This window comes from Cohaesibacter intestini, assembly GCF_003324485.1.
Lineage (GTDB): Bacteria > Pseudomonadota > Alphaproteobacteria > Rhizobiales > Cohaesibacteraceae > Cohaesibacter > Cohaesibacter intestini.
Window position 1 is genome coordinate 739638 of sequence record NZ_QODK01000001.1, and the last position, 25344, is coordinate 764981.

The 25344-nt window shown below is 55.9% G+C and carries 21 protein-coding genes; 12 read left to right on the forward strand and 9 right to left on the reverse strand.

The window, feature by feature from the left end; translation table 11 throughout:
• Positions 1–194: 194 nt before the first annotated feature.
• From rimP to pnp, 8 genes are all read left to right on the forward strand, one after another.
• Positions 195–800, forward strand: a complete 606-nt coding sequence (rimP, locus tag DSD30_RS03065) for a ribosome maturation factor RimP (protein WP_114008099.1) — start codon at positions 195–197, stop codon at positions 798–800.
• A 12-nt stretch (positions 801–812) separates the two neighbouring features.
• The gene (nusA, locus tag DSD30_RS03070; protein ID WP_114008100.1) at positions 813–2603 is read left to right on the forward strand and encodes a transcription termination factor NusA; all 1791 of its coding nucleotides are present in this window, start codon (positions 813–815) and stop codon (positions 2601–2603) included.
• Positions 2604–2784: 181 nt separating this feature from the next.
• Positions 2785–3438 carry an RNA-binding protein gene (locus DSD30_RS03075; RefSeq protein WP_157967537.1) on the forward strand — a complete coding sequence of 218 codons (654 nt, stop codon included), beginning with the start codon at positions 2785–2787 and terminating at the stop codon, positions 3436–3438.
• 26 nt (positions 3439–3464) lie between these two features.
• Positions 3465–6425, forward strand: a complete 2961-nt coding sequence (gene infB, locus DSD30_RS03080) for a translation initiation factor IF-2 (protein ID WP_114008102.1) — start codon at positions 3465–3467, stop codon at positions 6423–6425.
• A gap of 194 nt (positions 6426–6619) precedes the next feature.
• Positions 6620–7042 (forward strand): 30S ribosome-binding factor RbfA, encoded by a 423-nt coding sequence (rbfA, locus tag DSD30_RS03085; RefSeq protein ID WP_114008103.1) that lies wholly within the window; start codon positions 6620–6622, stop codon positions 7040–7042.
• Positions 7023–8132, forward strand: a complete 1110-nt coding sequence (gene truB, locus DSD30_RS03090) for a tRNA pseudouridine(55) synthase TruB (protein WP_114008104.1) — start codon at positions 7023–7025, stop codon at positions 8130–8132. The genes rbfA and truB overlap by 20 nt, the downstream gene beginning before the upstream one ends.
• Entirely contained in the window at positions 8116–8385 is a 270-nt protein-coding gene (gene rpsO / locus DSD30_RS03095) for a 30S ribosomal protein S15 (protein ID WP_114008105.1), read from the forward strand. Before truB ends, rpsO begins: the two co-directional genes overlap by 17 nt.
• A gap of 363 nt (positions 8386–8748) precedes the next feature.
• Complete coding sequence (pnp, locus tag DSD30_RS03105) at positions 8749–10875, forward strand: polyribonucleotide nucleotidyltransferase (RefSeq protein ID WP_114008107.1); 2127 nt, start codon at positions 8749–8751, stop codon at positions 10873–10875.
• Between the two features lie 171 nt (positions 10876–11046).
• Here pnp and DSD30_RS03110 read toward each other — a convergent pair whose 3' ends face one another.
• From DSD30_RS03110 to fabA, 4 genes are all read right to left on the reverse strand, one after another.
• Complete coding sequence (locus tag DSD30_RS03110; RefSeq protein WP_114008108.1) at positions 11047–12618, reverse strand: putative bifunctional diguanylate cyclase/phosphodiesterase; 1572 nt, start codon at positions 12616–12618, stop codon at positions 11047–11049.
• Positions 12619–12933: 315 nt separating this feature from the next.
• On the reverse strand, positions 12934–13746 hold the full coding sequence (fabI, locus tag DSD30_RS03115) for an enoyl-ACP reductase FabI (protein WP_114008109.1): 813 nt from the start codon (positions 13744–13746) through the stop codon (positions 12934–12936).
• 14 nt (positions 13747–13760) lie between these two features.
• On the reverse strand, positions 13761–14978 hold the full coding sequence (gene fabB, locus DSD30_RS03120; RefSeq protein WP_114008110.1) for a beta-ketoacyl-ACP synthase I: 1218 nt from the start codon (positions 14976–14978) through the stop codon (positions 13761–13763).
• 300 nt (positions 14979–15278) lie between these two features.
• On the reverse strand, positions 15279–15788 hold the full coding sequence (gene fabA, locus DSD30_RS03125; protein ID WP_114008111.1) for a bifunctional 3-hydroxydecanoyl-ACP dehydratase/trans-2-decenoyl-ACP isomerase: 510 nt from the start codon (positions 15786–15788) through the stop codon (positions 15279–15281).
• Positions 15789–16386: 598 nt separating this feature from the next.
• Between fabA and irrA the strand changes: the two genes are divergently transcribed.
• A complete protein-coding gene (irrA, locus tag DSD30_RS03130) occupies positions 16387–16821 on the forward strand; it encodes an iron response transcriptional regulator IrrA (RefSeq protein WP_114008112.1) in 435 nt (144 codons plus the stop codon).
• Positions 16822–16938: 117 nt separating this feature from the next.
• On the opposite strand, the gene DSD30_RS03135 is transcribed toward irrA, so the two are convergent.
• A complete protein-coding gene (locus DSD30_RS03135) occupies positions 16939–17460 on the reverse strand; it encodes an SH3 domain-containing protein (protein WP_114008605.1) in 522 nt (173 codons plus the stop codon).
• A 343-nt stretch (positions 17461–17803) separates the two neighbouring features.
• On the opposite strand from DSD30_RS03135, the gene DSD30_RS03145 reads away from it, so the two are divergent.
• Positions 17804–18793, forward strand: coding sequence for a 2-hydroxyacid dehydrogenase (locus DSD30_RS03145; protein WP_114008114.1), 990 nt, complete (start codon positions 17804–17806; stop codon positions 18791–18793).
• Positions 18794–18892: 99 nt separating this feature from the next.
• Here the strand turns inward: DSD30_RS03145 and DSD30_RS03150 are convergent, their stop codons facing one another.
• The 3 genes from DSD30_RS03150 to cysK form a co-directional block, all read right to left on the reverse strand.
• Positions 18893–19642: a molybdopterin-synthase adenylyltransferase MoeB gene (locus DSD30_RS03150; RefSeq protein WP_114008115.1), complete on the reverse strand. Its 750-nt coding sequence runs from the start codon at positions 19640–19642 to the stop codon at positions 18893–18895.
• Positions 19643–19671: 29 nt separating this feature from the next.
• Positions 19672–20415: a DUF2259 domain-containing protein gene (locus DSD30_RS03155; RefSeq protein WP_157967538.1), complete on the reverse strand. Its 744-nt coding sequence runs from the start codon at positions 20413–20415 to the stop codon at positions 19672–19674.
• A 216-nt stretch (positions 20416–20631) separates the two neighbouring features.
• The gene (cysK, locus tag DSD30_RS03160) at positions 20632–21600 is read right to left on the reverse strand and encodes a cysteine synthase A (RefSeq protein WP_114008117.1); all 969 of its coding nucleotides are present in this window, start codon (positions 21598–21600) and stop codon (positions 20632–20634) included.
• Positions 21601–22262: 662 nt separating this feature from the next.
• Between cysK and DSD30_RS03165 the strand changes: the two genes are divergently transcribed.
• Positions 22263–22844 (forward strand): response regulator transcription factor, encoded by a 582-nt coding sequence (locus tag DSD30_RS03165; protein WP_157967539.1) that lies wholly within the window; start codon positions 22263–22265, stop codon positions 22842–22844.
• A gap of 229 nt (positions 22845–23073) precedes the next feature.
• Here the strand turns inward: DSD30_RS03165 and DSD30_RS03170 are convergent, their stop codons facing one another.
• Positions 23074–23256 (reverse strand): hypothetical protein, encoded by a 183-nt coding sequence (locus DSD30_RS03170; RefSeq protein ID WP_114008119.1) that lies wholly within the window; start codon positions 23254–23256, stop codon positions 23074–23076.
• 763 nt (positions 23257–24019) lie between these two features.
• Between DSD30_RS03170 and DSD30_RS03175 the strand changes: the two genes are divergently transcribed.
• The gene (locus tag DSD30_RS03175) at positions 24020–25342 is read left to right on the forward strand and encodes a nucleotide sugar dehydrogenase (protein ID WP_114008120.1); all 1323 of its coding nucleotides are present in this window, start codon (positions 24020–24022) and stop codon (positions 25340–25342) included.
• Positions 25343–25344 lie beyond the last annotated feature (2 nt).

Consider the following 25344-nt stretch of genomic DNA (forward strand, 5'->3'; position numbering starts at 1 on the left):
CTCGGGCAGCAAAATCTGGTACAAGTAAGATCGGCACGCGTTTCGTTTCCGGCCTGTTGCAGGCTTGAAGGCGGTTCGCCCGGTCCGAGGGGGACGAGAAAGGCAGCAAGCCGTGCCAAGCATGTCCCAGAATGATGATGACGACGCAGCCTGACCAAATAGGGGCTGCGATCAGATACGGAGACTGGCTTTCCATGGTTGAAAGCACTGAAATGCAAGCCGGAACTGAAGCCCGCCTTTTTAGCGAAAAAGGCCTTGAGGCCCGTGTTGCCAGCATTGTTGAACCGGTGATCGTCGATCTCGGTTTCGATCTGGTGCGGGTTCGGATCACCGGAGACAATGGCTGCACTGTCCAGATCATGGCGGAGCAGCCGGACGGCACCATGACGATTGATGGCTGCGAGACCGTGTCGCGCGCGGTGTCGCCCGTGCTCGACGTGGAAGACCCGATCGACAAGGAATATTATCTCGAAGTGTCCTCGCCGGGCATCGACCGGCCGCTGGTCCGCAAGCGTGATTACATCGCATGGGCCGGCCATGAGGCAAAGATCGAGTTGAGCCAGCCGATTGACGGTCGGCGCCGCTATCGTGGCATGCTGGACGGTGTCGAAGGAGAGGATCTGAAACTGATCCTGCCAGACGCGCCGAAAGACACCGACCCAAATGTAAAAGTTCCGCTTTCCCAACTGGGCGAAGCCAAGCTGGTGATGACCGACAAACTGATGGATATGGCAATGAAAAGCCAGTCCGCTGAAGACGCTGAAGTGGTTGAGGCCCCTTCTGCCGACGCACAGGAATAGGAGACGCTGAGAATGGCAATCAGTGCAAACCGTCTTGAACTTCTGCAGATCGCAGATGCCGTGGCGCGTGAAAAGTCAATTGATCGGATGATCGTGATCGGGGCCATGGAGGACGCCATCCAGAAGGCAGCGCGCTCCCGCTATGGTCAGGAAACCGAAATCCGGGCGACCATAAACCCGCGCACCGGCGACACCCGTCTTGAGCGTCTGCTGGAAGTGGTCGAAGTGGTCGAGGATTACGCAACCCAGATCGCGCTGGTCGATGCACAGGACAAGCATCCGGACGCCAAGATCGGTGATACGGTGGCTGATTTGCTGCCGCCACTGGAATTTGGCCGCATCTCGGCTCAGTCCGCCAAGCAGGTGATCGTGCAGAAAGTGCGCGAAGCCGAGCGTGATCATCAGTATGAAGAGTTCAAGGACCGTCAGTTCGAGATCGTCAATGGTCAGGTCAAGCGTGTCGAATATGGCAACGTGACCGTCGATATTGCCGGCAGCGAAGCGATTGTCCGCCGCGATGAGCTGATTGCGCGCGAAGCCTTCCGTCCCGGCGACCGCATCCGCGCCATCATCTTTGATGTGCGCCGTGAGCAACGTGGACCGCAGGTCTTCCTGTCGCGGACCCATCCGCAATTCATGGCCAAGCTGTTTGCTCAGGAAGTGCCGGAAATCTATGATGGCATCATCACCATCAAATCCGTTGCCCGTGATCCCGGATCCCGCGCCAAGATTGCCGTGATTTCCTCGGACAGCTCGATCGATCCGGTTGGTGCCTGTGTGGGTATGCGTGGCTCTCGTGTGCAGGCCGTTGTGAACGAGTTGCAGGGCGAGAAAATTGACATCATTCCCTGGTCTGAAGATCCTGCGACCTTCATCGTCAATGCCTTACAGCCGGCCGAAGTGGCTAAGGTGGTTCTGGATGAAGACAGCGAGCGCATCGAAGTGGTGGTGCCCAATGATCAGCTGTCGCTGGCCATTGGCCGTCGCGGTCAGAATGTGCGTCTTGCCTCCCAGCTGACCGGTTGGGACATCGACATCATGACCGAGGAAGAGGAATCCGAGCGTCGCCAGAAGGAATTCAACGAGCGCGCCGAACTCTTCATGGAAGCGCTGGATGTGGATGATATCGTGGCCCAGCTGCTGGCGTCCGAAGGCTTCACCTCGATTGAGGAAGTCGCCTATGTGGATGCAAGCGAGGTCTCCGACATTGAAGGCTTTGACGAGGAAACCGCGCAGGAACTGCAGACCCGTGCCAACGAGTATCTCGAAGCACAGGCCCAGCAGCTTAATGAAGAACGCATCGCGCTTGGGGTGTCCGACGATCTGCTGGAAATTTCCGGCCTGACCCTGCCTATGCTGGTGGGTCTTGGCAAGGACGGCATCAAGACCATTGAAGATCTGGCCGGTTGCGCAACCGACGATCTGGTGGGTTGGTCCGAACGCAAGGATGGCGAAGTCAAGCGCTTCAAGGGTGCTTTGTCCGATTACGACATTTCCCGTCAGGAAGCTGAAGACATTATCATGCTGACCCGCGTTGCGGCTGGCTGGATCGAGCCTTCCGAACTTCTGAGCGAAGAAGAAGCTGCGGAATATGAGCAGCTGGAAAGCGAAGACGAAGACAGTCTGGCGGATTTCGACGGCGTAGACACTGAAACCGAAGGTGACGTGGAAGTCGAAGCGGAAGTTGATGCCGAAGACGACACTGGTGCCGAAGTCGAAGACGAAGCGGAAGTCGACGCCGAAGCGGAAGACGACGCCGAAGCGGAAGACGAAACCGACTCTGAAGAACAAGAAGAGCGGTAAGCAGGCAACCGGCGATCCGCCTGCGCGGGTCGCCCGTTCCAAATGCGTTCGGAATGAACTCGTTTAAGGTTGTTTTTTGGCATTTTCGGCGGTTGAAGGACCTCCGGAGGGGCCAAAGAGCAAAAAAACACGTCTGAAGGCCCGACAGGATTTGACATCATTGGTCCGGAAAGGATAAATCGTGCCGCGTAAGAGCGAACAGACCACGCGACAATGTCTGGTTACACGGGACATTCGGACCAAGGACGAGATGATCAGATTTGTCCTCGCTCCTGACGACAGCGTGGTGCCGGATCTCAAAATGCGGTTACCCGGACGTGGGGTCTGGGTGACGGCGCGCATGGAATTGGTGCAGCAGGCAGCTCAGAAGGGGTTGTTTGCGCGCGGTTTCAAACAGAAAGTCACGCTCCCTGACAGGCTGGCAGAGCTGGTCGCGGAGCAACTGGAACTGGGTTGCCTGTCGGCCCTTTCGATGGCGCGCAAGGCCGGACAGATTGTCACTGGCTTTGCCAAGGTCGAAACGGCTATTGCGCAGGGCTCTGCAATTGGCCTAATACATGCGTCAGATGCCGCAGAAGATGGCCAGAAAAAATTGGCTCAGGTCGTGCGACGCCATTTGGGCAGCGACGGTGAACTTCCTCTTGTTCGCCGGTTCAGCGCCGAGGCACTCAGCACAGCCCTTGGGCAGGGAAATGTGGTACATGGCGCGTTGCTGGCGGGATCCGCTGGCAAGGCGGTTCGCAACCAGGTTGCTAGGCTTGATGCCTATCTGCAGCCAGACATACGAGATTCGGACAGCGGCCAGGATGATCGGCACGCTGCAGACGCCTCCTAGAGGCAGCGAAGGATATTGACCGAGACATGAGTAACGAAAACAACAACGACAACACCAATGGCCCAACCGAGAAGAAGACCCTGTCTCTTGGTAAGAATGTCGGCCAAGGCACCGTGAGACAGAGCTTCTCCCATGGGCGCTCCAAAGCGGTGGTTGTCGAGAAAAAGAAACGCCGCTTCACCGCACCAGGTGATGCCGGGAAACCTGCTGCCAAGCCAGCTGGCGACACGCCCGCCAAGGAGGCCGCACAGCCAAGTGCTGATGCTGCACCGAGCAAATCGGGTGGTGGACAGGCCCCTGCGGCTGGCGGCAAGCCAAGAGCCGGTGGCGGTGGCAAGGGCCAACGTCAGGGCCAGCGCAACCGTCAGGGCAATGGCGGCGGTGGTCAGGGCCAGGGTGCTTCTTCTCAGCGCAATCTGACTTCTTCGGAAAATGCAAAACGCCTCCAGGCGCTTGAAGCTGCGAAAGTTCGCGCTCGCGAAATGGAAGTGCGCAAGAAAGAAGAAGAAGAGCGCCGCAAGATTGAAGATGCCCGTCGCAAGGCTGAAGCCGAAGCGGCTGCCAAGCGCAAGGCTGAAGAAGACGCTGCGCGGGCAGTGGCAGAAGCAGAAGCCCAAAAGGCCGAAGAAGAGCGCAAGGCACGCGAAGCCGCAGAAGCCGCGGCCTCTGCCCAGGCCAAGCCGGAGAAACCCGCAGAGCGGGCCCCTGCCCGTTCAGACGAGCGCTCTGGCGACCGTCCACAACAACGCACAGGTGACCGTCCTCCACGGACCGGTGATCGCCCGCCACGCACAGGTGACCGTCCTCCACGGACCGGTGATCGTCCGCCGCGCACAGGAGATCGCCCACCACGGACCGGTGACCGTCCTCCACGCACAGGGGATCGCTCGCCACGCGCTGGTGGTGACCGTCCAGGCGGTGCACGTCCAGCAGGCGCCCGCCCTGGTGGTGCGCGTCCGGGAGCTGGTGGTGGTTTTGCCCCGGCAGCGCCAGATCCGACTGCGGAAGGCAAGCCAGGTGCAAAAACGCTCAAGCCAGCGCCAAAACGTGTGCGTCCGGAAGATCCGAACCGCCAGCAGCCAGCCAAGCCGAAGAGCGATGACCGTCGTCGTGGCCGCCTGACGCTGAGCAACGCGCTGAATGAGAATGAACGGGAACGCTCGCTCGCTTCCATGCGTCGCCGTCGCCAGAAGCAGAAGGCTGCAATGGTGGATACGCCGCGCGAGAAGGTCTTCCGCGAAGTGGTCATTCCTGAAACCATTACCGTTCAGGAACTGGCCCAGCGCATGACCGAACGGGCCGTTGACGTGATCAAGATTCTGATGAAACAGGGCCAGATGGTCAAAACCGTCGATCTTCTTGATGCAGACACCGCACAGCTGGTGGCCGAAGAACTGGGCCACAGTGTAAAACGTGTCGCCGCGTCGGATGTTGAAGAAGGTTTGTTCAACAAGAGCGATAGCGAAGAAAGCCTTGCATCCCGTCCGGCCGTGGTGACCATTATGGGTCACGTTGACCATGGTAAGACGTCGCTGCTTGATGCGCTTCGCGAAGAGAATGTGGTCAAGGGTGAAGCCGGTGGCATTACCCAGCATATCGGTGCTTATCAGGTCGAACAGAATGACCAGAAAATCACCTTCATCGATACGCCAGGCCACGCTGCCTTTACCGAAATGCGTGCCCGTGGTGCCAAATCGACCGATATCGTGGTTCTCGTGGTCGCTGCCGATGACGGCGTGATGCCGCAGACCATCGAAGCGATCAACCATGCCCGTGCCGCGGACGTGCCAATCATTGTGGCGGTCAACAAGATCGACCTGCCTGCCGCTGACCCAAGCCGTGTGCGCAACGAACTGCTGCAGCATAATGTGTTTGTCGAAAGCATGGGCGGTGACGTGCTCGAAGTGGAAGTGTCTGCCAAGCAGCGCCTCAACCTCGACGATCTGCTCGAAGCCATTCTGATGCAGTCCGAAATCCTTGAACTGCAAGCCAACCCGGACCGCGAAGCCGATGGCATCGTGGTTGAGGCCAAGCTCGACAAGGGCCGTGGTCCTGTGGCCACCGTACTGGTGCAAAATGGTACCCTGAAAGTCGGCGACATTGTCGTGGCTGGCGAACAATGGGGTAAGGTTCGCGCGCTGATCGATGACAAAAACGACAAGGTTGACGAAGCAGAGCCTTCCAAGCCGGTCGAAATTCTCGGCTTTGATGCAGCCCCTGACGCTGGTGACCAGTTTGCGGTTGTTGAAACCGAAGGTCGGGCACGTGAAATCACCGACTACCGGATTCGCAAGAACAAGGATCTGGCGGCGGCGAAAGCCAACAAGGGCTCGCTTGAGCAGATGCTCAGCAACCTCAAGGCCAGTGGCGATTCCCAATCCTTCCCGCTTGTCATCAAGGGTGACGTGAAGGGCTCGGTGGAAGCCATCATCGGTGCGCTGGACAATATCGGCAACGAGGAAATCTCGGCGCAGGTGCTGCATTCCGGTGTCGGTGGTGTAACCGAATCGGACGTGACCCTGGCTGCGGCCTCCGGTGCGCCGATCCTCGCCTTCAACGTGCGTGCCAACGCACAGGCAAAACAGGCTGCTGAACAAAAAGGCGTCGAGATCCGCTATTACAACATCATCTACGATCTGACCGATGATGTGAAAGCGGCGATGTCCGGTCTGTTGTCGCCAGAAGTGCGCGAGACCTTCATCGGTTACGCCGAAATCCTGGAAGTGTTCAACATCACCAAGGTCGGCAAGGTCGCGGGTTGCCGCGTTACCGAAGGCACCGTGGAGCGTGGCACCGGCGTGCGTCTGCTGCGCGACAATGTGGTCATCCATACTGGCAAGCTGTCGACCCTGAAACGCTTCAAAGACGAAGTGAAGGAAGTCAATGTTGGTCAGGAATGCGGTATGGCCTTCGAGAATTATCAGGACCTGCGTGCTGGTGACCAGATCGAGTGCTTCCGCGTTGAAGAAATTGCCCGCTCGCTGTAAGGCAGGGCGTGGACATAACAAGCCAACGGTCAGCGACAGATTGGCTTAACCAAGTTCGGCAAAGGTCGAAGCGCAAGCTTTGACCTTTGCGCATTTTGCCGTAAAGACTGACAGAACCGGTTTGATGACCGGGTCTGATATCCGGCAGGGTCGGTCCAATCCCGGTCCCTGTCCTCAACTTTTTGGAATAGATCATGGGACGTGGTTCTCACAAAGGCGGTGGCATGCCATCGCAACGCCAGCTGCGCGTCGGCGAGCTGGTTCGCAAATCCCTATCCGAATGCCTGACCCGAGGCGAGCTGATTGACCCATTCCTGGAGACCCATGTGATCTCCATTCCAGAGGTGCGCATGAGCCCGGACCTGACGCTGGCCACTGCCTTCGTCATGCCGCTCGGTGCAACCGGGCAGGAAAAGGCGATTGTCGATGCCCTCAACGGGCATAAAAAATATCTTCGCGGCAGGCTGGGCCGCGATCTGGCGATGAAACATACACCGGATCTGCGCTTCCGCTATGACGAGACCTTTGATGAAGCCTCTCGGATTGATGCGCTTTTGAGCTCCCCGCGGGTGGTTCAGGATCTCAAGCGTGACGAAGATGACGGCGAAGACGAGTGAGGGTGATCCAGTGACTGACGACCAGATCGAAGGCGCAGCATCCCGCTCTGACGAGGACGCGCCCCGCAAGCCGCGCAAAAAGAAACAGCAATTCCGCGCCAAGCGTCGCACGGACGTGCATGGCTGGATCGCACTCGACAAGCCGCTCAACATGACCTCAACGCAGGCCGTTGGCGCCATCAAGCGGATCTTCAACGTCAAGAAGGTCGGCCATGCGGGCACCCTCGATCCATTGGCGACCGGCTGTCTGCCGATTGCCATAGGCGAAGCGACCAAGACCGTTTCCTTTGTCATGGACGGGGTGAAGGAATATGAATTCACGGTGCGTTGGGGTGAGGAAACCGCAACGGATGATGCGGAAGGGGAGCTGACCGACAGCTCGGCCCATCGCCCGACCGAGGACGAGATCGACGCCTGTCTTGACCATTTTACCGGTACCATCATGCAGGTTCCACCCGCCTTCTCGGCGATCAAGGTCAATGGCGAACGCGCCTATGATCTTGCGCGCGATGGGGAAGAGGTGAAACTGGCCGCCCGGCCAATCACTGTGCATGAGCTGGACCTCGTGGAAGTCATCGACGAGGATACCGCCGTTTTTGTCGCCGAATGTTCCAAAGGAACCTATGTGAGGTCCTTAGCGCGGGATATTGGGCGGCATCTTGGAACGCGAGGCCATGTGATTGGCCTGCGTCGGCTCCTTTCCGGCCCATTTCGTGAGGAAATGCTAATTTCGCTGGACGATTTGGAACGGTTGAGCCATAGTGCGCCCGACGAGCCAGGGCCAAAAACCGGGCTCGCTGATGCCTTGCTTCCTGTGGAGACCGCGCTGGACGACATCCCGGCACTGGCCATAAACAGGAACGCCGCAGCAAGACTACGCCGAGGTCAATCGGTGCTGCTGCGAGGACAGGATGCTCCCATCGAAGGGTATGCCGCTGCCATGAATGCCGGCATGCTGGTCGCAATTTGCGAAATCATCGAGGGAGAACTCTGGCCGAGGCGCGTTTTCAATCTGCCTGATCATCCACCCGTTTTCAACAATGGGGATCAGCAAAACAATCAAGGAGAAAACGATGTCGATCACTGCTGAACGCAAGCAAGAACTGATCAAAGAATATGGCACCAAAGAAGGCGACACCGGTTCCCCTGAGGTTCAGGTTGCTGTGCTTACCGAGCGTATTGTCAATCTGACTGAGCACTTCAAGTCTCACAAGAAAGATAATCACTCGCGTCGTGGCCTTCTGAAACTGGTTTCCCAGCGTCGTAAGCTGCTTGACTATGTCAAAGCAAAAGACGAAGCGCGTTATCAGGATCTGATCAAGCGTCTGAAGCTGCGTCGCTAATCCAAAAAAACGCGGCAGCCACATGGTTGCCGCGTTTTTGATATTTGTTGGTCCGCAAGATGCTTACCAAGCATTCACCGAGCGGACCCTGTTTCCTCCGCAATAGATGCACTCCTTTTGCAATCGGCTTGCATGCGGGGAAAGTCCATCGGTCGCTCTGGTTCTAAGTCACCAGAGACGCTAAACACAGAAAGTGAATCAGTGCCGAAACGGATATACTGATTCAATGTCTCACTGGCAGGATTGCCAGCAGCTTCTTTCCCCTTGCCGCAAAAAAGCTGCTCGTTGTCTTGCCCGTGAGTGAACTCAATCACGCTCCACCTTTGTCCGTATATTGGAGCAGTATGCAAAGAGGACATTTAAATGTTCGATATTCAACGCGAAGAAATTGAATGGGCCGGCCAAACGCTGACCCTCGAAACCGGCAAGGTTGCCCGTCAGGCTGACGGCGCCGTCGTCGCCTCTCTGGGTGGCACCACCGTTCTGGCCACCGTTGTTTCGGCCAAACAGCCAAAGCCGGGCCTCGATTTCTTCCCCCTGACCGTCAATTATCAGGAAAAAGCCTACGCGGCTGGCAAGATTCCTGGCGGTTATTTCAAACGCGAAGGTCGTCCAAGCGAGAAGGAAACCCTTGTTTCCCGTCTGATCGACCGTCCGATCCGTCCGCTGTTCGTCGAAGGCTACAAGTGCGAAACCCAGGTCATCATCACCGTGATGAGCCATGACATGGAAAATGACCCGGACATCCTGGCGATGGTTGCGGCTTCTGCTGCCCTGACCCTGTCCGGCGTGCCTTTCATGGGCCCAATCGGTGGTGCGCGCGTTGGCATGATCAATGGCGAATTCGTGCTCAACCCACCGGTTGACCAGATGGATGAATCCACCCTGGACCTGATCGTTGCCGGTACCACCGACGCGGTTCTGATGGTGGAATCCGAAGCGCAAAATCTCTCCGAGCAGACCATGCTCGACGCTGTGATGTTCGGTCATCGTGGGTTCCAGCCAGTGATCGAAGCGATCATCCGTCTGGCTGAAAAAGCAGCGAAAGAACCACGCGACTTTGTCACCCCTGACAATAGCGAGCTGAAAGCCAAAGTGCTCGAGATTGTCGGCTCCGAGCTGGCAGACGCTTACAAAATCACCTCCAAAACCGAACGCCGCGATGCGGTTGATGCGGTGAAGGCGAAAGTGGTCGAAGCCCTGTGCGACGAAGAGAATGAAGAAGCGCCTGCCAAATCGCTGGTTGGTGACGTCTTCAAAAAGGTCGAAGCCGGCATCGTTCGTGGTCAGATCATCGAAACCAGCTCGCGCATCGATGGCCGTGATCTCTCCACCGTCCGTCAAATCGTGTCTGAAGTCGGCACCCTGCCACGCACCCACGGCTCTGCTCTGTTCACCCGTGGTGAAACGCAGGCAATCGTTGTTGCGACCCTTGGCACCGGTGACGACGAGCAGTTTGTTGACTCGCTCGAAGGCACCTACAAGGAAACCTTCCTGCTGCATTACAACTTCCCTCCATATTCCGTTGGTGAAGCTGGCCGCATGGGGTCCCCAGGGCGTCGTGAAATCGGTCACGGCAAACTTGCTTGGCGTGCGGTTCGTCCAGTTCTGCCTGCTCATCATGATTTCCCATACACCCTGCGTGTTGTGTCCGAGATCACCGAATCCAACGGGTCTTCTTCGATGGCCACCGTTTGCGGCACCTCTCTGGCGCTGATGGATGCCGGTGTGCCTCTGAAGGCTCCGGTTGCCGGTATCGCCATGGGTCTGATCAAGGAAGGCGACAAGTTTGCCGTCCTCAGCGACATTCTGGGTGATGAAGATCACCTCGGCGACATGGACTTCAAAGTGGCTGGTACCTCTGAGGGCATCACCTCGCTGCAGATGGACATCAAGATCGACGGCATCACCGAAGAGATCATGAAAGTCGCTCTGGAGCAGGCCAAAGGCGGTCGTCTCCACATTCTGGGTGAAATGGGCAACGCTTTGTCCGAAGCCCGTCCGGAAGTTGGTGAGCATGCTCCACGCATCGAAACCATCAAAATTCCGGTCGACAAAATCCGTGAAGTCATCGGCTCCGGCGGCAAAGTCATCCGTGAAATCGTCGAGAAAACCGGCGCCAAGATCGACATCAACGACGACGGCACCATCAAGGTTGCTTCTTCCGACGGCGCAGCCATCACCGCTGCTCTCAACTGGATCAAGTCGATTGCTGCCGAGCCGGAAGTTGGCGAGATCTACAAGGGCAAGGTTGTCAAAACCGTCGATTTCGGCGCGTTTGTCAACTTCTTTGGTGCCCGCGATGGTCTCGTGCACATTTCCCAGCTGACTCCGAAACGCACCAACAAGGTGACCGACGTGGTCAAGGAAGGCGATGCCGTCTTCGTCAAGCTGCTGGGCTTTGATGAGCGTGGCAAGGTTCGCCTGTCGATGAAAATGGTCGATCAGGAAACCGGTGAAGAAATCAAGGAAGAGAAGAGCGAAGACTAAGCGCTTGGCGCTTACCGTTCTCTGAAAATCAGAAAGCCCGTCAGATCTGCTCTGACGGGCTTTTTTTTGTCGCGTGATGCGAGATGTCATTCGAAGGGAAACTTGCCGCTCAGGGCCCCTCAGGGGACAGGTGACGGCACGAAAAGCGCTCGGCAAGCCCCTAACGCCTTGTCACGCGCAGAGATGGGGGTTGCGGATCAGCTTGAGCCCGTGCATCTCGCTTTCATGGTTCGGTTCCGGCTCGGTCATCTCGAACCCCGGCGCCTGTGCCAGATCGTGCGGCCGATCGAGCAGGAAGCCCTGTGCATGATGACAGCCAGCGATCCGCAGCATTTCCATGGTTTCCTTGTCCTCGATGCCTTCGGCCGTGATCGAGATATCGAGGCTCTTGCCAATGCCGATGACGGCGGAAATGATCGCCATGTTGCCGTTGCTCTGATTGAGATCACGAACAAAGGAACGATCCAGCTTGATCTTGTCGATCGGGAAGGCGGACAGGTAGCTCAGCGAAGAATAGCCAGTGCCGAAGTCATCCAGTGCAATGGAAATGCCCATGGCCCGCAGCTGGTTGAGGGTTTCGATGGTGCGCTGACTGGTCTGGATGAATAGACTTTCGGTCACCTCCAGCTCCAGCCGTTCCGGCGGCAGGCCGGTTTCCTCGAGTATACGGGCCACATTGGGCACCAGATCGGATTTCTGGAACTGGATCGGCGACAGGTTTACCGCAACTTTCAGCGGCTGGCGCCAACTGGCGGCGCGGCGGCAAGCCTCTCTGAGCGCATAATCCGAGAGCGGCAGAATGAGGCCATTGCGTTCGGCAAGGGGAATGAAGGTGCCCGGCGAAATCCAGCCTCGGGTCGGATGGTTCCAACGCATCAGAGCCTCAAAGCCCACCTGCCTGCCGGTCTGCAAACAGAACTGGCCCTGATAATGAAGGCAGAATTCACGATTGGCGATGGACTTACCCATTTCCTGCGACAGCTCATGGTCGATATGGGCGCGGACATCCTGACGTTGCTCAAACATGCAGACCTGATCGCGACCGTCCTGTTTGGCGCGCAGCAGAGCCATTTTGGCATGCTGAAGCAGGTTGGCGGTGCGGTAGCCATGGTCCGGAAACAGCACAAAGCCGCCAGAGACAGTGATGTCAATCGGGCGGCCATGAAAGCGGTAGGACTGTTTCAGATAGGCATGCAGTATCTCGATACGGTTGGGAAAATCGCTGCTTGCCCCAATATCATCGAGCAAAATCGCAAATTCGTTGCCAGAGAGACGAGCGACCAGCTTGGGATCCCTTTGGAAATGCTGCAGGCGGATCGCAAATTCCTGTAACAGCAGATCCCCGTTCTCGGTACCGAGGATCGTATCGAGCTCCTTGAACCGGTCTATGTCCACCAACACCAGCGCAAAAGGGGTGTTTTGATATTCCGGCGATCGTGCGCGACTGTAAAGTGTGGAGAGAAAGAGCTGGCGATTAGACAGACCGGTCAAATTGTCCTTGGTCTTCAGCTTCTCCAGATGGCAGCGGTCGCGCTCACCTCGATTTTTTGCCCCTTGTGTTGCAATGAGGAAGGAGTAGGCGCCCAGCATTCCAAGCAGCAATATCGGGATCTGACGGATCAGCGGATCGCTGTATAGAGATAGACCCAGGGCCACAAGCATCATCACCCCGAGGGAGAACAGTTTGACGCTCGTATTGAGGTTCGGATCGCGCTGTAAGTAAGGACCTGACGATTCGGACATGATGACTCTCGGAATTATCCAACACGTCGCTAGCCTAGAGCCCGTTTGTTAAAGAAAGTCGCAACGGCTTTGGTTAACTGAGTCTAAAATGGATCCAATTGAATTATTTTACACAAAAGAGTGTTGGGGACATCAAAAATAGCAACACAGCTTGTCATCTGGTCTTCACAAAATCGACTTTGGAGCAGGTCGAGCCGCATGGCCCCCCTTCATAGGCGCCCTTTATCCTGTATCCTGTTTCTGTCTGGGATACTGACACAAAAAAAGAGGGCCTTGCCCTCTTTTTCAATCTTCCAAGACTGTTCGCTCAGCGGATCATGCGCCGTTTTTTTCCATGCTGAACAATGTCTCAAGCGTTGGCATGGAAATGCAGTTATAGCCTGCATCAACGAAATGCACCTCACCGGTGACTTTCTTTGACAGATCCGAAAGCAGATAAAGCGCCGTGCCGCCAACATCCTCGATGGTGCAGACTTCGCGCAGCGGATTGTTGTCACGCTGGTAATTATACATCACGCGTGCATCGGAGATGCCCGCACCCGCCAGCGTGCGCACCGGACCGGCGGAAATCGCGTTGACGCGGATGGCCGATGGACCGAAGTCATAGGCGAGATAACGAACCGATGCTTCAAGCGCCGCCTTGGCAACACCCATGACATTATAGTTCGGCATCACACGGATCGACCCTGCATAGGTCAGGGTGATCATTGATCCACCCTCGGTCATCAATTCCGCTGCCCGCTTTGCCACTTCCGTGAAGGAGAAGCAGGAAATGACCATCGTGCGAGAGAAGTTGTCCCGACTGGTATCGGCGTAACGACCCTTGAGCTCATTCTTGTCGGAAAAGCCAATGGCGTGGACGATGAAGTCGATCTTGCCCCAACGCTCCTTGAGCGCATCAAAGACGGTGTCGACCGACGTCAGATCCTCGACATCACACGGCAAAACAAAGTCCGACCCCAGCTTTTCCGCCAGTGGCTTGACCCGCTTGCCCAATGCTTCCCCTTGATAGGTGAAAGCCAGCTCTGCCCCTTGATCGTGCAACATCTGGGCTATGCCCCAAGCAATTGAATTGCTGTTGGCAACACCCATGATGAGGCCACGTTTCCCCTGCATCAGACCTGTCATGCTTCTGGACGCCCTTATCCGTTATATCGCTGGAAAATAAGGGTGGCATTGGTGCCACCGAACCCGAATGAGTTGGATAGCGCCACATCGAAGCTCTTGTCAATGCGCTGACGGACAATGTTCATGTCGGTCATTGCAGGATCCAGTTCGAAAATATTGGCGGACTCACCGACAAATCCAGACTGCATCATCAACAAGGAATAGATGGATTCCTGAACACCAGCACCGCCCAGACAGTGACCGGTCAGGGATTTGGTGGACCCGATATACGGCTGGTCGTCACCAAAGACTTCACGAATGGCACCGATTTCGGCAGTGTCGCCAACCGGCGTCGAAGTGCCGTGACAATTGATGTAATCAACCTTGCCATCAAGGGTCGCCAACGCCTGACGCATGCAGCGTTTGGCGCCTTCACCGCTTGGAGCAACCATGTCATAGCCATCCGAGGTGGCGCCATAGCCAACCAGTTCGGCATAGATCTTGGCACCACGGGCCTTGGCATGTTCCAGTTCTTCCAAAATCAGCACACCAGCACCACCGGCAATCACAAAGCCATCGCGGTTGGCATCGAACGCACGGGACGCGGTTTCCGGCGTGTCGTTGAAGTTGGTAGACATGGCGCCCATGGCGTCAAACAGGTTCGACATGGACCAGTCGATATCTTCATGGCCACCAGCAAAGACGACATCCTGTTTGCCCATCTGGATCAGCTCATAGGCATTGCCGATGCAGTGTGCCGACGTGGAACAAGCCGAAGAAATGGAGTAGTTGACGCCGTGGATCTTGAAATAAGTTGCAAGAGTTGCAGAGGCAGTGGAAGACATCGCCTTTGGCACTGCGAAAGGCCCGATGCGCTTTGGTGAGCCGTTTTTGCGGGTGATGTCTGCGGCATTGACCACGGTTTGGGTGGATGGACCGCCTGACCCCATGATGATGCCAGTGCGTTCGTTGGTGATGTCATCCTGCTCGAGGCCGGAATCTGCAATCGCCTGCTTCATGGCGACGTGGTTCCATTCACCACCGGTGGACAGGAAGCGCTTGGCGCGGCGGTCCACGAGGTCGGTCGTGTCAATGTCTGGGCGACCCCAGACCTGGCTACGGAAACCATGTTCGGCAAAGTCTTCGGAGAAGGTAATGCCGGCTTTTGCGGTCCGCAGGGATTCGGTTACGGCTTCTGCATCGTTGCCGATGGAGGAAACAATTCCCAAGCCGGTGATGACAACACGTCTCATAATCTAGGCCTCACTATCAAATTCGGGGCGCTGCTGTTTCAGGGCCAGACATACTGCCTTGTCGCATCCGTCTCACCCGCATTTGCTTGTCTGTTGGTTTGGTTTTCCGACCGCTGGTCCGATCTTTTCGTCACCCGGCCTGTCGAAAAACCCGTCCTTGCACCGCATCATCCGGAGCTGGCCGATCCGAACAGGTAGCAACCGGGTGGGCCGGTCATACCTGTCTGAGGCCATCCCCGCAACATGGGGGCTTGTATGCGCGCGGACAAGCCGCGCGCGAAAATTCAGTGGCTGTCTTGCCTAGCTGTCCTTGAACAGGCCGACGCGCAGATCCTTGGCGGTGAAGACCACTTCACCATCAGCCTTGACCCAGCCATTGCCAATGCCAAGATTGAGACGGCCCTTCATCACGCGTTTGAAGTCAACACCATATTCAACCAGCTTGGTGTCAGGGGTGATCTGACCGGCAAACTTGATCTCGCCAACCGAAATGGCACGACCCTTGCCTTCCAGACCGAGCCAGCCCAAATAGAATCCGGTCATCTGCCACAGCGCATCCAGACCCAGACAACCCGGCATCACGGGATCGCCTGCAAAGTGACAATCGAAGAACCAGCGCTCAGGGGTGATGTCGTAGGCCGCCAAAATCTGACCCTTGCCATGCTCACCACCATCTTCGGAAATGCTTGTAATTCTGTCCAGCATGAGCATCGGCGGCAGAGGCAATTGCGGGTTGCCTGGTCCAAACATGTCGCCGCGGCTGCAAGTCAAGATTTCTTCATAGCTATAGCTGGATTGGCGCTGTTCCATTCGGTTTCCACTCTTATCCTTCTTGAGTCTACCTGTCTTCAGGTCAGGCTGTCCGTACTCATTGGCCCGATATGGTCCTGCGGCTGGCCTTGCGTCATCAGGACGACCTTCAGGATGCCAAATCTTCGTGTCGGGCGTCTACGAACAAACTGCTAAGTCTTTTTGTTGATCTGCCTTCTGCCTATATAGCGTGTTCTTTTGGCAAGCACTAGGCGTGCAAATGTTTAAGTTAACATCTGTTCGCCGGAAAAATGCCGCAGAATCCGTGCGTTCCGATGGCGTTTCGTCGGTCTCTCCAACCTGCCGTTTCCGTAACGTAATCACCAAATTGCACAGTTCCGTAAAGGGTGTCTGAGTGCAGGAGAATTTTGACCATGTCAAGGCACGTGGTTCGTGATGAAAGGAAAAACCGTCTCCAAGGCTGCGAAAACATGAACATTACTTGCCGTTTCGGCCAAAAGGCACTATATCTGCTTGAGTAAAGACGCGTTGCATGACCAATTTTGCGCCTCGATCGACGATCACATTTGGGTGATGACATGGAGGGTTTGCATGGGTGGATTGCAACAGCGAAAGTGACTTTTCGAGGACAAGCTGCATGAAGCAAGAGCTGCACAACTTTGACAAGCGTTCCGCACGGGATTTGCTGGTGAAAGCGGGGCTGCGCCCGACCCGACAACGATTGTCTCTGGCTGAACTGCTGTTCGCCAAGGGTGATCGTCATGTTTCGGCCGAGCTGCTGCACGAAGAAGCTGAAAGTGTGAATGTCTCTGTCTCGCTTGCAACTGTCTATAACACCTTGCATCAGTTCACGCAGGCTGGCTTGCTGCGTGAAGTGGCTGTTGAAGGCACCAAAACCTATTTCGACACCAATGTTTCTGATCACTACCACTTCTATCTCGAAGAAGATGGCAAGGTCGTCGATATCCCCGGCGGCCTGCATGTGTCGGAATTGCCTGAAGTCCCCGAAGACATGGAGATCACCCGTGTCGACGTGGTGGTGCGTCTGCGCAAGAAACAGGATCACGCCTGATCAAGACCTGACCTTGGCTTTCAAGCCCCTCTGACAGGTTCAAATGGTTCAAATGGAATGGTTCGATGACGGATCGTCGGCGCCAGTTTTTGCGCGCCTTGTCTGATCATCTTCAGCCTATCGGATCTTCTCGTCGGGATAGACACCCCAGAGCAGATTGGATTTCAGCCAGCCTTCATACTCACCGGCACGCACTTCACACCATCCCTGATCGCACAGAGTGATATTGACCTGAACACCGACCTGCGCTTTCAGCGCGATCGGGGCTTCTTCCTGTGGTGCCTTGCGCAGGGAAATGATGGTGCCTGTGCGTTGCCATGGGCTGACAAGGGCCGTCCGACGACCGGACAGCAGGGAATGATAGACCCAGCCTTCTTCGCCTTCGGAATCGCGAATGCGGCGCCAGTTCTCAAATTCCTGAACGATCTCCACCGGCAGGCCTGCGCGACGGAAGACCCACTTGACCCGATGGTCGGTCGAAGGACCACCACGGACATTGACGCGGTCGGACTTGAGCGAAACAAAGCGGGGCACCTTCAGCCCGGACGGGCCAACGCTGGTGCCTTGGGCAGCAACGGGAGCGGCGGCAAGGATCCAAAGCGCCATCACCAACAGAAAAACTGCAGTGCCTGGTTTCATCAATGTCATCCGAATCTGCATCCCATCCCTTTGTCTGTGTTGCATTGCGATATATCTGACCAAACTAGCATTTCCGGATAAAGATTCCTTTAACCAATGGCGCAAATCCCAAGTCCACCGGGTTTCGTCTAAAACCATGGAATGACTGGTCAACCTGTTGCCTTTGCCTATAGCATCGGAAGCGGAAACGACCTTGGCGCATGTTTTTATGCGCTGCAAACCAAAGTCGGCCACCGGGAAGAAACCAACCAGCCTGATGCTGCGGAAAAGATCTGGAAAGGTTTTGCGTGGATCAGAGCCAATGCAAACCGGTGCCGCTATGAGGCATGAATAGGGCAAAGCTATGGCGAAAACCAAGCCGATTGTTGTTGTGACGCGGAAGCTTCCCGACGCTGTGGAAACACGCATGCGCGAACTGTTCGACACGCGCTTGAACATCGAAGACAAACCGATGAGTCAGGCCGAGTTGGTCGAGGCGGTGAAATATGCAGATGTGCTGGTGCCCACCGTCACCGACCGAATTGACTCCCATGTCATTTCGCAAGCGGGGGAGAATTTCCGATTGATTGCCAATTTTGGCAATGGCGTCGACAATATCGACGTGGGAACGGCAAGCAATCACAACATCACCGTTACCAATACGCCGGGCGTGCTGACGGAAGACACGGCGGACATGGCGATGACGTTGATTTTGGCGGTGCCGCGCCGATTGGCCGAAGGCATCGAGGTGATGAAGGATCAGAAGAATTGGACCGGCTGGTCACCAACCTGGATGCTGGGCAACCGGATCTGGGGCAAGCGCCTCGGGATCATTGGCATGGGCCGGATCGGGCAGGCAGTTGCACGCCGCGCCAAGGCCTTTGGTATGCAGATCCACTATCACAATCGCCGTCGGCTGCCGGAGGCCATCGAGCATGAGCTGGAGGCAACCTATTGGGAAAGCCTCGACCAGATGCTGGCCCGGATGGATGTCCTCTCGATCCATTGCCCTCATACTCCGGCCACCTATCACTTGCTGTCGGCCCGGCGTTTGAAGCTGATCAATCCAAATACCTATATCGTCAACACGGCGCGTGGCGAGGTGATTGACGAGAATGCGCTCGCCCGGATGATCCAGAATGGGGAGATTGCCGGTGCGGGGCTGGATGTGTTCGAGCATGAACCAGCGGTCAATTCCAAGTTGGTCCAGTCGAATCGCGTGGTTCTGATCCCGCATATGGGATCGGCCACCAAGGAAGGGCGCGCCGATATGGGCGAGAAGGTCATCGTCAATATCAAGACCTTCATGGATGGCCACCGCCCACCGGACCGGGTACTGCCATCGATGCTTTAGATAGCCCGAAATCCAAGCCAAAGCCCGGCTGGCCACCATCTTGCACGGGGTCACTCGGGCTTTGTTCCAGATCCGATTCGGTCGCCGGGAAAGCGTGTCTCAATCCGGCCGCCGCCTGTAGCGGATGGTCTCAAAACGCATCGCACGGGCATCATAGAGGACAAGGCGCCCCACCAGCCCCTCGCCAAGGCCGACAATCTCCTTGATCACTTCCACCGCCTGCATGGACCCAATCACCCCGGTCAAGGCACCGAGCACCCCGGCTTCGGCACAGGAGGGAATGCTGCCCGGCGCTGGGCGATTGGGGAAGAGGTCGCGATAGCGCGGGTTCGGATTGCCCTTCTCGTCCGTCTCAAAAGGCTTCAGCGTTGTGATGGAGCCATCAAACAGGCCCACTGCGGCTGTGATCAAAGGCTTTTGGGCTGCTTCGCAAAGATCGGCGGCAAGATAGCGTGTATCGAAATTGTCCGAACCATCAACCACCAAATCATAGGCCGCCACAAGCTTCGCCCCCGTGTCGGCATCAAGCCGGGTTTGATGGGCAACCACCGTCACATGGGGGTTGATGCGCGCAAGGCTGCGAGCGGCACTCTCAACCTTGGGCAAATCAAGCGCGTCACTGTCATGGACGATCTGGCGTTGCAGATTGGACAGGGAGACGACATCGTCATCCACCACGCCGAGCGTTCCAACGCCCGCGGCTGCCAGATAGGCCAAAAGCGGAGAACCGAGCCCGCCTGCACCAATCACCAGCACCCGGGCAGCTTTCAGCTTTTGCTGCCCCGGCCCACCGACATCCCGCAACAGGATATGGCGGGCATAGCGTTCCAGCTCTTGCTCTGACAGCATGGTATGTCCTTGTCTTTCAATGGATTGACTTAGAATGCGAACGGCACCGCAATATACCGCATAGTCGGGCCTTCAAATCCCCGACTGAAGACCCCAACCAAAGCCACCGCATAGCTTTGTACCCTGTAACGGTCTGGCGCGAAGACCGCAACCAAATGATAACGCTGAGGGCAGCCGCGAGACTTGGGGGCAGAGGCTTCATCATGAATGTCGACATGGCTGCCGTCCGGTTTGGTCATGCTCAGCGCAAACCCCATCACCCGATTGTCGGCAAAGCCGCAATCATTGAGGTCCATCACATCAATGTTGCTCAGCTGCAGCTTGTAGGGCGCAGGTTGGCCCGAGAGCAGCGGATTGATGGCCTGATGGAAGGACAAGGTCGATTTGTCGCTCACCTCATTGAGCGGAGAGGCGGCCATCATTACACCAGCACGGGTGATATCATATTGTTGCATAATGCTGGTGGCCTGCTGGAAGGCGCTGACGCGGGCCGCCAAGGGGGTTTGGCTTTCATCCTCGATCAGCACCCGCACCGGGGTGCCGGGCACCCACTTATCCTCTTTGAGATCAACAATATAGATGTTGGAGAAGGGAAAGCCCGAGCCATCTTGTGCACCAAATTCCTCAAAGGCAAAATAGCGTCCGGCTTCATCGGAGGAAAAGCCGTGCGCTCGAAACTCGGCAGCATCCCCGGCAAGACTTGGCGTCAGTCCGACTTGAGGTGCGAGCAGCAGCGCCCCGATCAGAAGCAGGCAGGATAGGGAGGTTTTCACTTGATGAATCATTTGAGCAACCATGAGGCCAGACCCTTCAAACACGAGAAAAGCAAATCTTACAATCAGGAAGGGACATCATGCCGTGCCTATCGGAAAATAAAAAGGCAAAGTCTTATGCGTCAGGCAAATTGGTGACAAGTCTGCGCCAGCCACAAAAAAACACCGCAAGACGAAGCTTGCGGTGTGAAGAATAGTTGGCGATTTCGGCAGCGATCAAATGCCTTCGAACAAGGCAGTCGAGAGATAACGCTCTGCAAAGCTTGGGATGATGATGACGATATTCTTACCGGCCATCTCGTCGCGCTTGCCCACTTCGATGGCAGCGGCCAGAGCGGCACCGGAAGAAATCCCCGCCGGCACGCCCTCAGTGCGGGCCAGTGCACGGGAATAGGCAAAGGCGTCCTCATTGGCGATGGTCACCACTTCGTCATAGATTTCGGTATTCAGAACGCCGGGAACAAACCCTGCGCCGATCCCCTGAATCTTGTGCGGACCAGGATTGCCACCCGACAGGATCGGGCTGTCGGTGGGCTCGACCGCGACGATATGGACGCCCGGCTTACGCTCCTTGAGAACCGTGCCAACGCCAGTAATGGTGCCGCCCGTTCCAATGCCCGAGATCAGCACATCCACTTCACCGGCCGTGTCGTTCCAGATTTCTTCTGCGGTGGTGTTGCGATGGACTTCCGGGTTGGCGGGGTTCTGGAACTGTTGCGGAATGACCGCATTCTCGATTTCACCGACCAGTTCTTCGGCCCGCGCGATCGCGCCCTTCATACCTTTCGGCCCTTCGGTTAGATCCAGCTCGGCCCCCAGAAACGCAAACATCTTGCGGCGCTCGATGGACATGGTTTCCGGCATCACCAGAATAAGACGATATCCCTTGGCTGCAGCGGCAAAGGCCAGTGCAATGCCGGTATTGCCAGAGGTTGGCTCGATCAACGTGGTTTTGCCCGGCTCGATCTTGCCGTCCGCTTCCATGCTCTCGATCATGTTGACGCCGATGCGATCCTTGACGCTGGCCAGCGGGTTGAAGAATTCGAGCTTGCCGATCAGATTCGCCTTGACGCCATGTTCCTTGGCAATCTTGTCGAAACGCACCAGCGGCGTATTGCCGATGGTGTCGAGAATGGAATCATAGATGCGCCCGCGCCCTTCGGTCTTAATTGGAGACTGTGCCATGCTGTTTTCCTCAGGTGATTAAGATCGTGCCGCGCCCGTCCCGAACATCAAGTGCTGGGGATCGGCGTCTGGCCGATCAGATATGAAAATGCCTTTTTCCTGTCTAATGTAGGTTGTTCCGCTTGAAAGTGCGAGGAATGCAATGCCAACTTTTCGAACATTCAGGAAATAGACAACCAAGTGTGTTGCGAAAATCAAAATGCCTTCGCCGAGACTGACAAGGCACCGGGTTAAGTTGAAAAATTATTCTACGACCGGCACCGGTCACTGCCGCTGGACCAGCTTCCAAATTGTGTCGATCTGTTGCCGGTCAACGATGGGGTGTATCCATGGCACGGGACGTCTTTGACTGCACCCTAAATAGTAATACGTAGGATTGACTAAAAACATCAGTGCAATCAATGCCCTGTTTGATGCACCTGTACAAACCAGATTTGGTGTGATTTAATTTTATCGCAATTGCTGGTCAAATATTTTTGTAACTGTACGACATATATACCATTTAGGATTGCATTGAGGACTTTTTGTCGATGGCCAAAAGCGCCGATTCCTTACATGAAAGCGCGAAGCGCAAGAGAGTTGCTTTTGTTGATGCCGATCCTCTGTTATTCGATTCAATCCGTAGCTTGCTGCTGGATTTGAATTTGGTTGCGGTTCGATCATTGACCGCGGACGCCACGAAGCTGGACCAAATCGAAGCGCTGGTCCCCGACATCATTCTCATGGAATATGATGGCCGGATCGAAGAGATTGAAGCGCTGGCTGATCAACTGAACAACAAGAGTCGAACCATGCCGATGGTTCTGATGCGCGTCCCGCCAGAGCAGGTTCATGATCTCAAGCGTCTGTGTTCATCCCATGCATTGCTGGGCCGGAATGTGACGCCGGAGGAATTTTCGCGTGCCATGAATATCGTTGCTCTGGGCGGCAACTTCATCGACCCTGTGCTAATAGATGAATGTCCCGATGACAATGATGCTGACCAGACGGCTGCCTCTGGCGCTGCAAAGGATGATGAAGACGATCCCTTAAGCGAACGGGAGCAAGCGGTGCTCTATCAGATTGCCCTTGGCCATTATTCAAAAGAAATTGCAGCCAACCTCGACGTCAGCACCAAGACCGTGGAAACCTACAAAACCCGCGCCATGAAGAAACTCAGGCTCGGTGACAGAACCGCTGTGGTGCGCTACGCCGTCGTCAATGGATGGTTCGAAAAACTGGCCGCCAAAAGCAAGGTCACTTGAGGGCCCTTTTCGGCGCGCGGCCTGCCAGACCTTGGCCTTCAGCCTCCCTTTCACGCTCCGCTTTCCTGTCATGCATTGCACCTGCGCTCAATGCGGCGCAGGCTGCTGCATGCCTGTATCGGACCGGTTGCGGCAGCACGAAAGACCCCGACAGCTTCGCAGTCAGGGCATCTTGCCGGATAGGGAATCGAAGAGGAAGAGAGAGGGGCCAGGGAGGGGCCAGAGAGGCTCAGGCCACTTTGCGGTTGATCCCGCGGGTTGGGAACGCGATCACATTGCTGGGCTGTTCAGGCAACACGTGACGCTCGGTCTCGGATTCGACACGCGCCTTCAACTGGTCGATATCCAGTGCCTGACCATCCAGGGACTGGAGGATATCTGAGATGCCTTCTGCGAGTTTCATCGAATCCATATGGGTAACCTCACAAGTCGATCTTCGGGCTGTGCTTCGAGCCGATTTCGGGGCCTGTCTTTGGAGCCACACTGCGTCAAACTGGGTCAACAGTGCGGCCCAAACGTTAACAAAGTGCAAAGATCGCCCCACCGCCTTCAGCGCTTCGCAACTTGGCATAAGCTGCCAAACCTCACCATGATGCCGATCAAACGGAAGTTTATGCGATCCTCTAGCCAATAAATGACAAGACATGAATTTTTTCACATCGAGTCGCAACTTCCGAAAAACCTGTCATCGGGGCGCAGACCATATTGTCATTTTTGGGTCAAAACAAGACGATTCTTGGCCTTTTCTTTGATCATTTCGTACGCATCTTTCCAAAAGCGAGCCGGAAGCCGTTTTTTACTTGCGGGTTGACAGAAAAAACGAGGAAATCAAACGGTTTCGATATGCCGCAGCGGCAATTGGTAAATTTACTTATTTCGCCTTCTTTTTCGCCACGCTTAACAAATAGGCAGCGACCGAATAGTTCCTATGCAGGAAAAATCAAAATTGTGCGTCGCAATATACCGACATCTGCGCGACACATTAACTTTACAACTGAATTTATTGAAAAATTCCCTTTCCACCTTTCCTTACAAGCGTTCCAAATTTTCCGACTTTGCTGCAGCGCGAAAATGTCCTTAGGTCTTAAGTATAAGTTAATGGCCCGCGGATTTATCGGGCTTTTGAACAAGAAACTTACTTCTTCTTTTTTGGTTCATGCGGTGAGAGATTTGCTATGGCTAGAATTAGTATTTTCGGAATTGGTTATGTTGGAACCGTTGCAGCGGCCTGTTTGGCGAAGGACGGGCATACAGTGATTGCTGTGGATATCGACGAATCCAAGGTCGATTCCATCAAAAGGGGACAAACGCCAATCGTCGAGGACGGACTGGCCGAGCTGGTGGCCGACGGGGTTGCGAGCGGCAAATTATCCGCAACCTCGGACGTGGCGGATGCCATTGAGAATACCGACGCCTCCTTTGTATGTGTCGGCACACCGAGCGCTCCCGATGGTTCGGTGGGTCTGGATTATGTGGTTGGGGTCTGCACCGCGATTGGTGGCGCCCTGTCGCGCAAAGACAGTTTCCATTCAGTCGTCATCCGCTCGACGATCGTGCCCGGCTCGATGGAGGGGATCTGCATTCCGGCACTGGAAGCCGCGTCCGGCCTTGTTGCGGGCAAAGAGTTCGGTGTTGGCTATTTCCCTGAATTCCTGCGCGAAAGCACTGCAATCCGGGACTATTACGATCCGGGTCTGATCGTCTTTGGTGCTTTGGATCATCCAACCAATGCCATTCTCGATGAAATCAATGGCGGGCTGAATTGTGAAATCAATCACGTCGATATCAGAACTGCGGAAATGATCAAATATACCAGCAATTGCTGGCGGGCCGTCAAAATCACCTTTGCCAACGAGATTGGCAATATTTCCAAGGCTGTCGGGCTGGATGGTCAGGAAGTGATGCGCGTCCTTTGCTCGGATCTCAAGGTCAACATGTCGCCCACCTTCATGCGGCCGGGCTTTGCCTTTGGTGGCTCATGCCTGCCAAAAGACTTGCGCGCCCTGCGGTTTCTGGCACGCAGCAACAATGTTCCCTCGCCGATGCTTGATTGCGCCCTGAGCGCCAACGAAGAGCAAATCCGTCGGGCCGAACATCTGGTGGACAATCTGGTTGGCCGCTCGATCGGCATGGTGGGGGTCAGCTTCAAGGCCGGCACGGATGATTTGAGAGAAAGCCCGCTTGCAACGCTGGCGGATCGACTGATCAAGAAGGGATACAACCTCAAGATCTATGATCCATATGTCAAGGAAGCCTTCGATGAGAAGCTCAGCGGTGCTGGTCGGGGCAATGATTATATCGACAATCTCGAAGGCCGCCTTGTGTCCGGTATCGGGTCGTTGATCGATCAATCGGAAATCCTGCTGATCGGCAACACATATGACGAGGCGATCGAGCCGTTGTCTCAGGCCGCTCAAAAGAATCTGCCCATGGTCGATCTGGCCCGCCTCAAGCCCGGCATGACATCCCGGGACAATTATGAAGGCATCTGCTGGTAGGA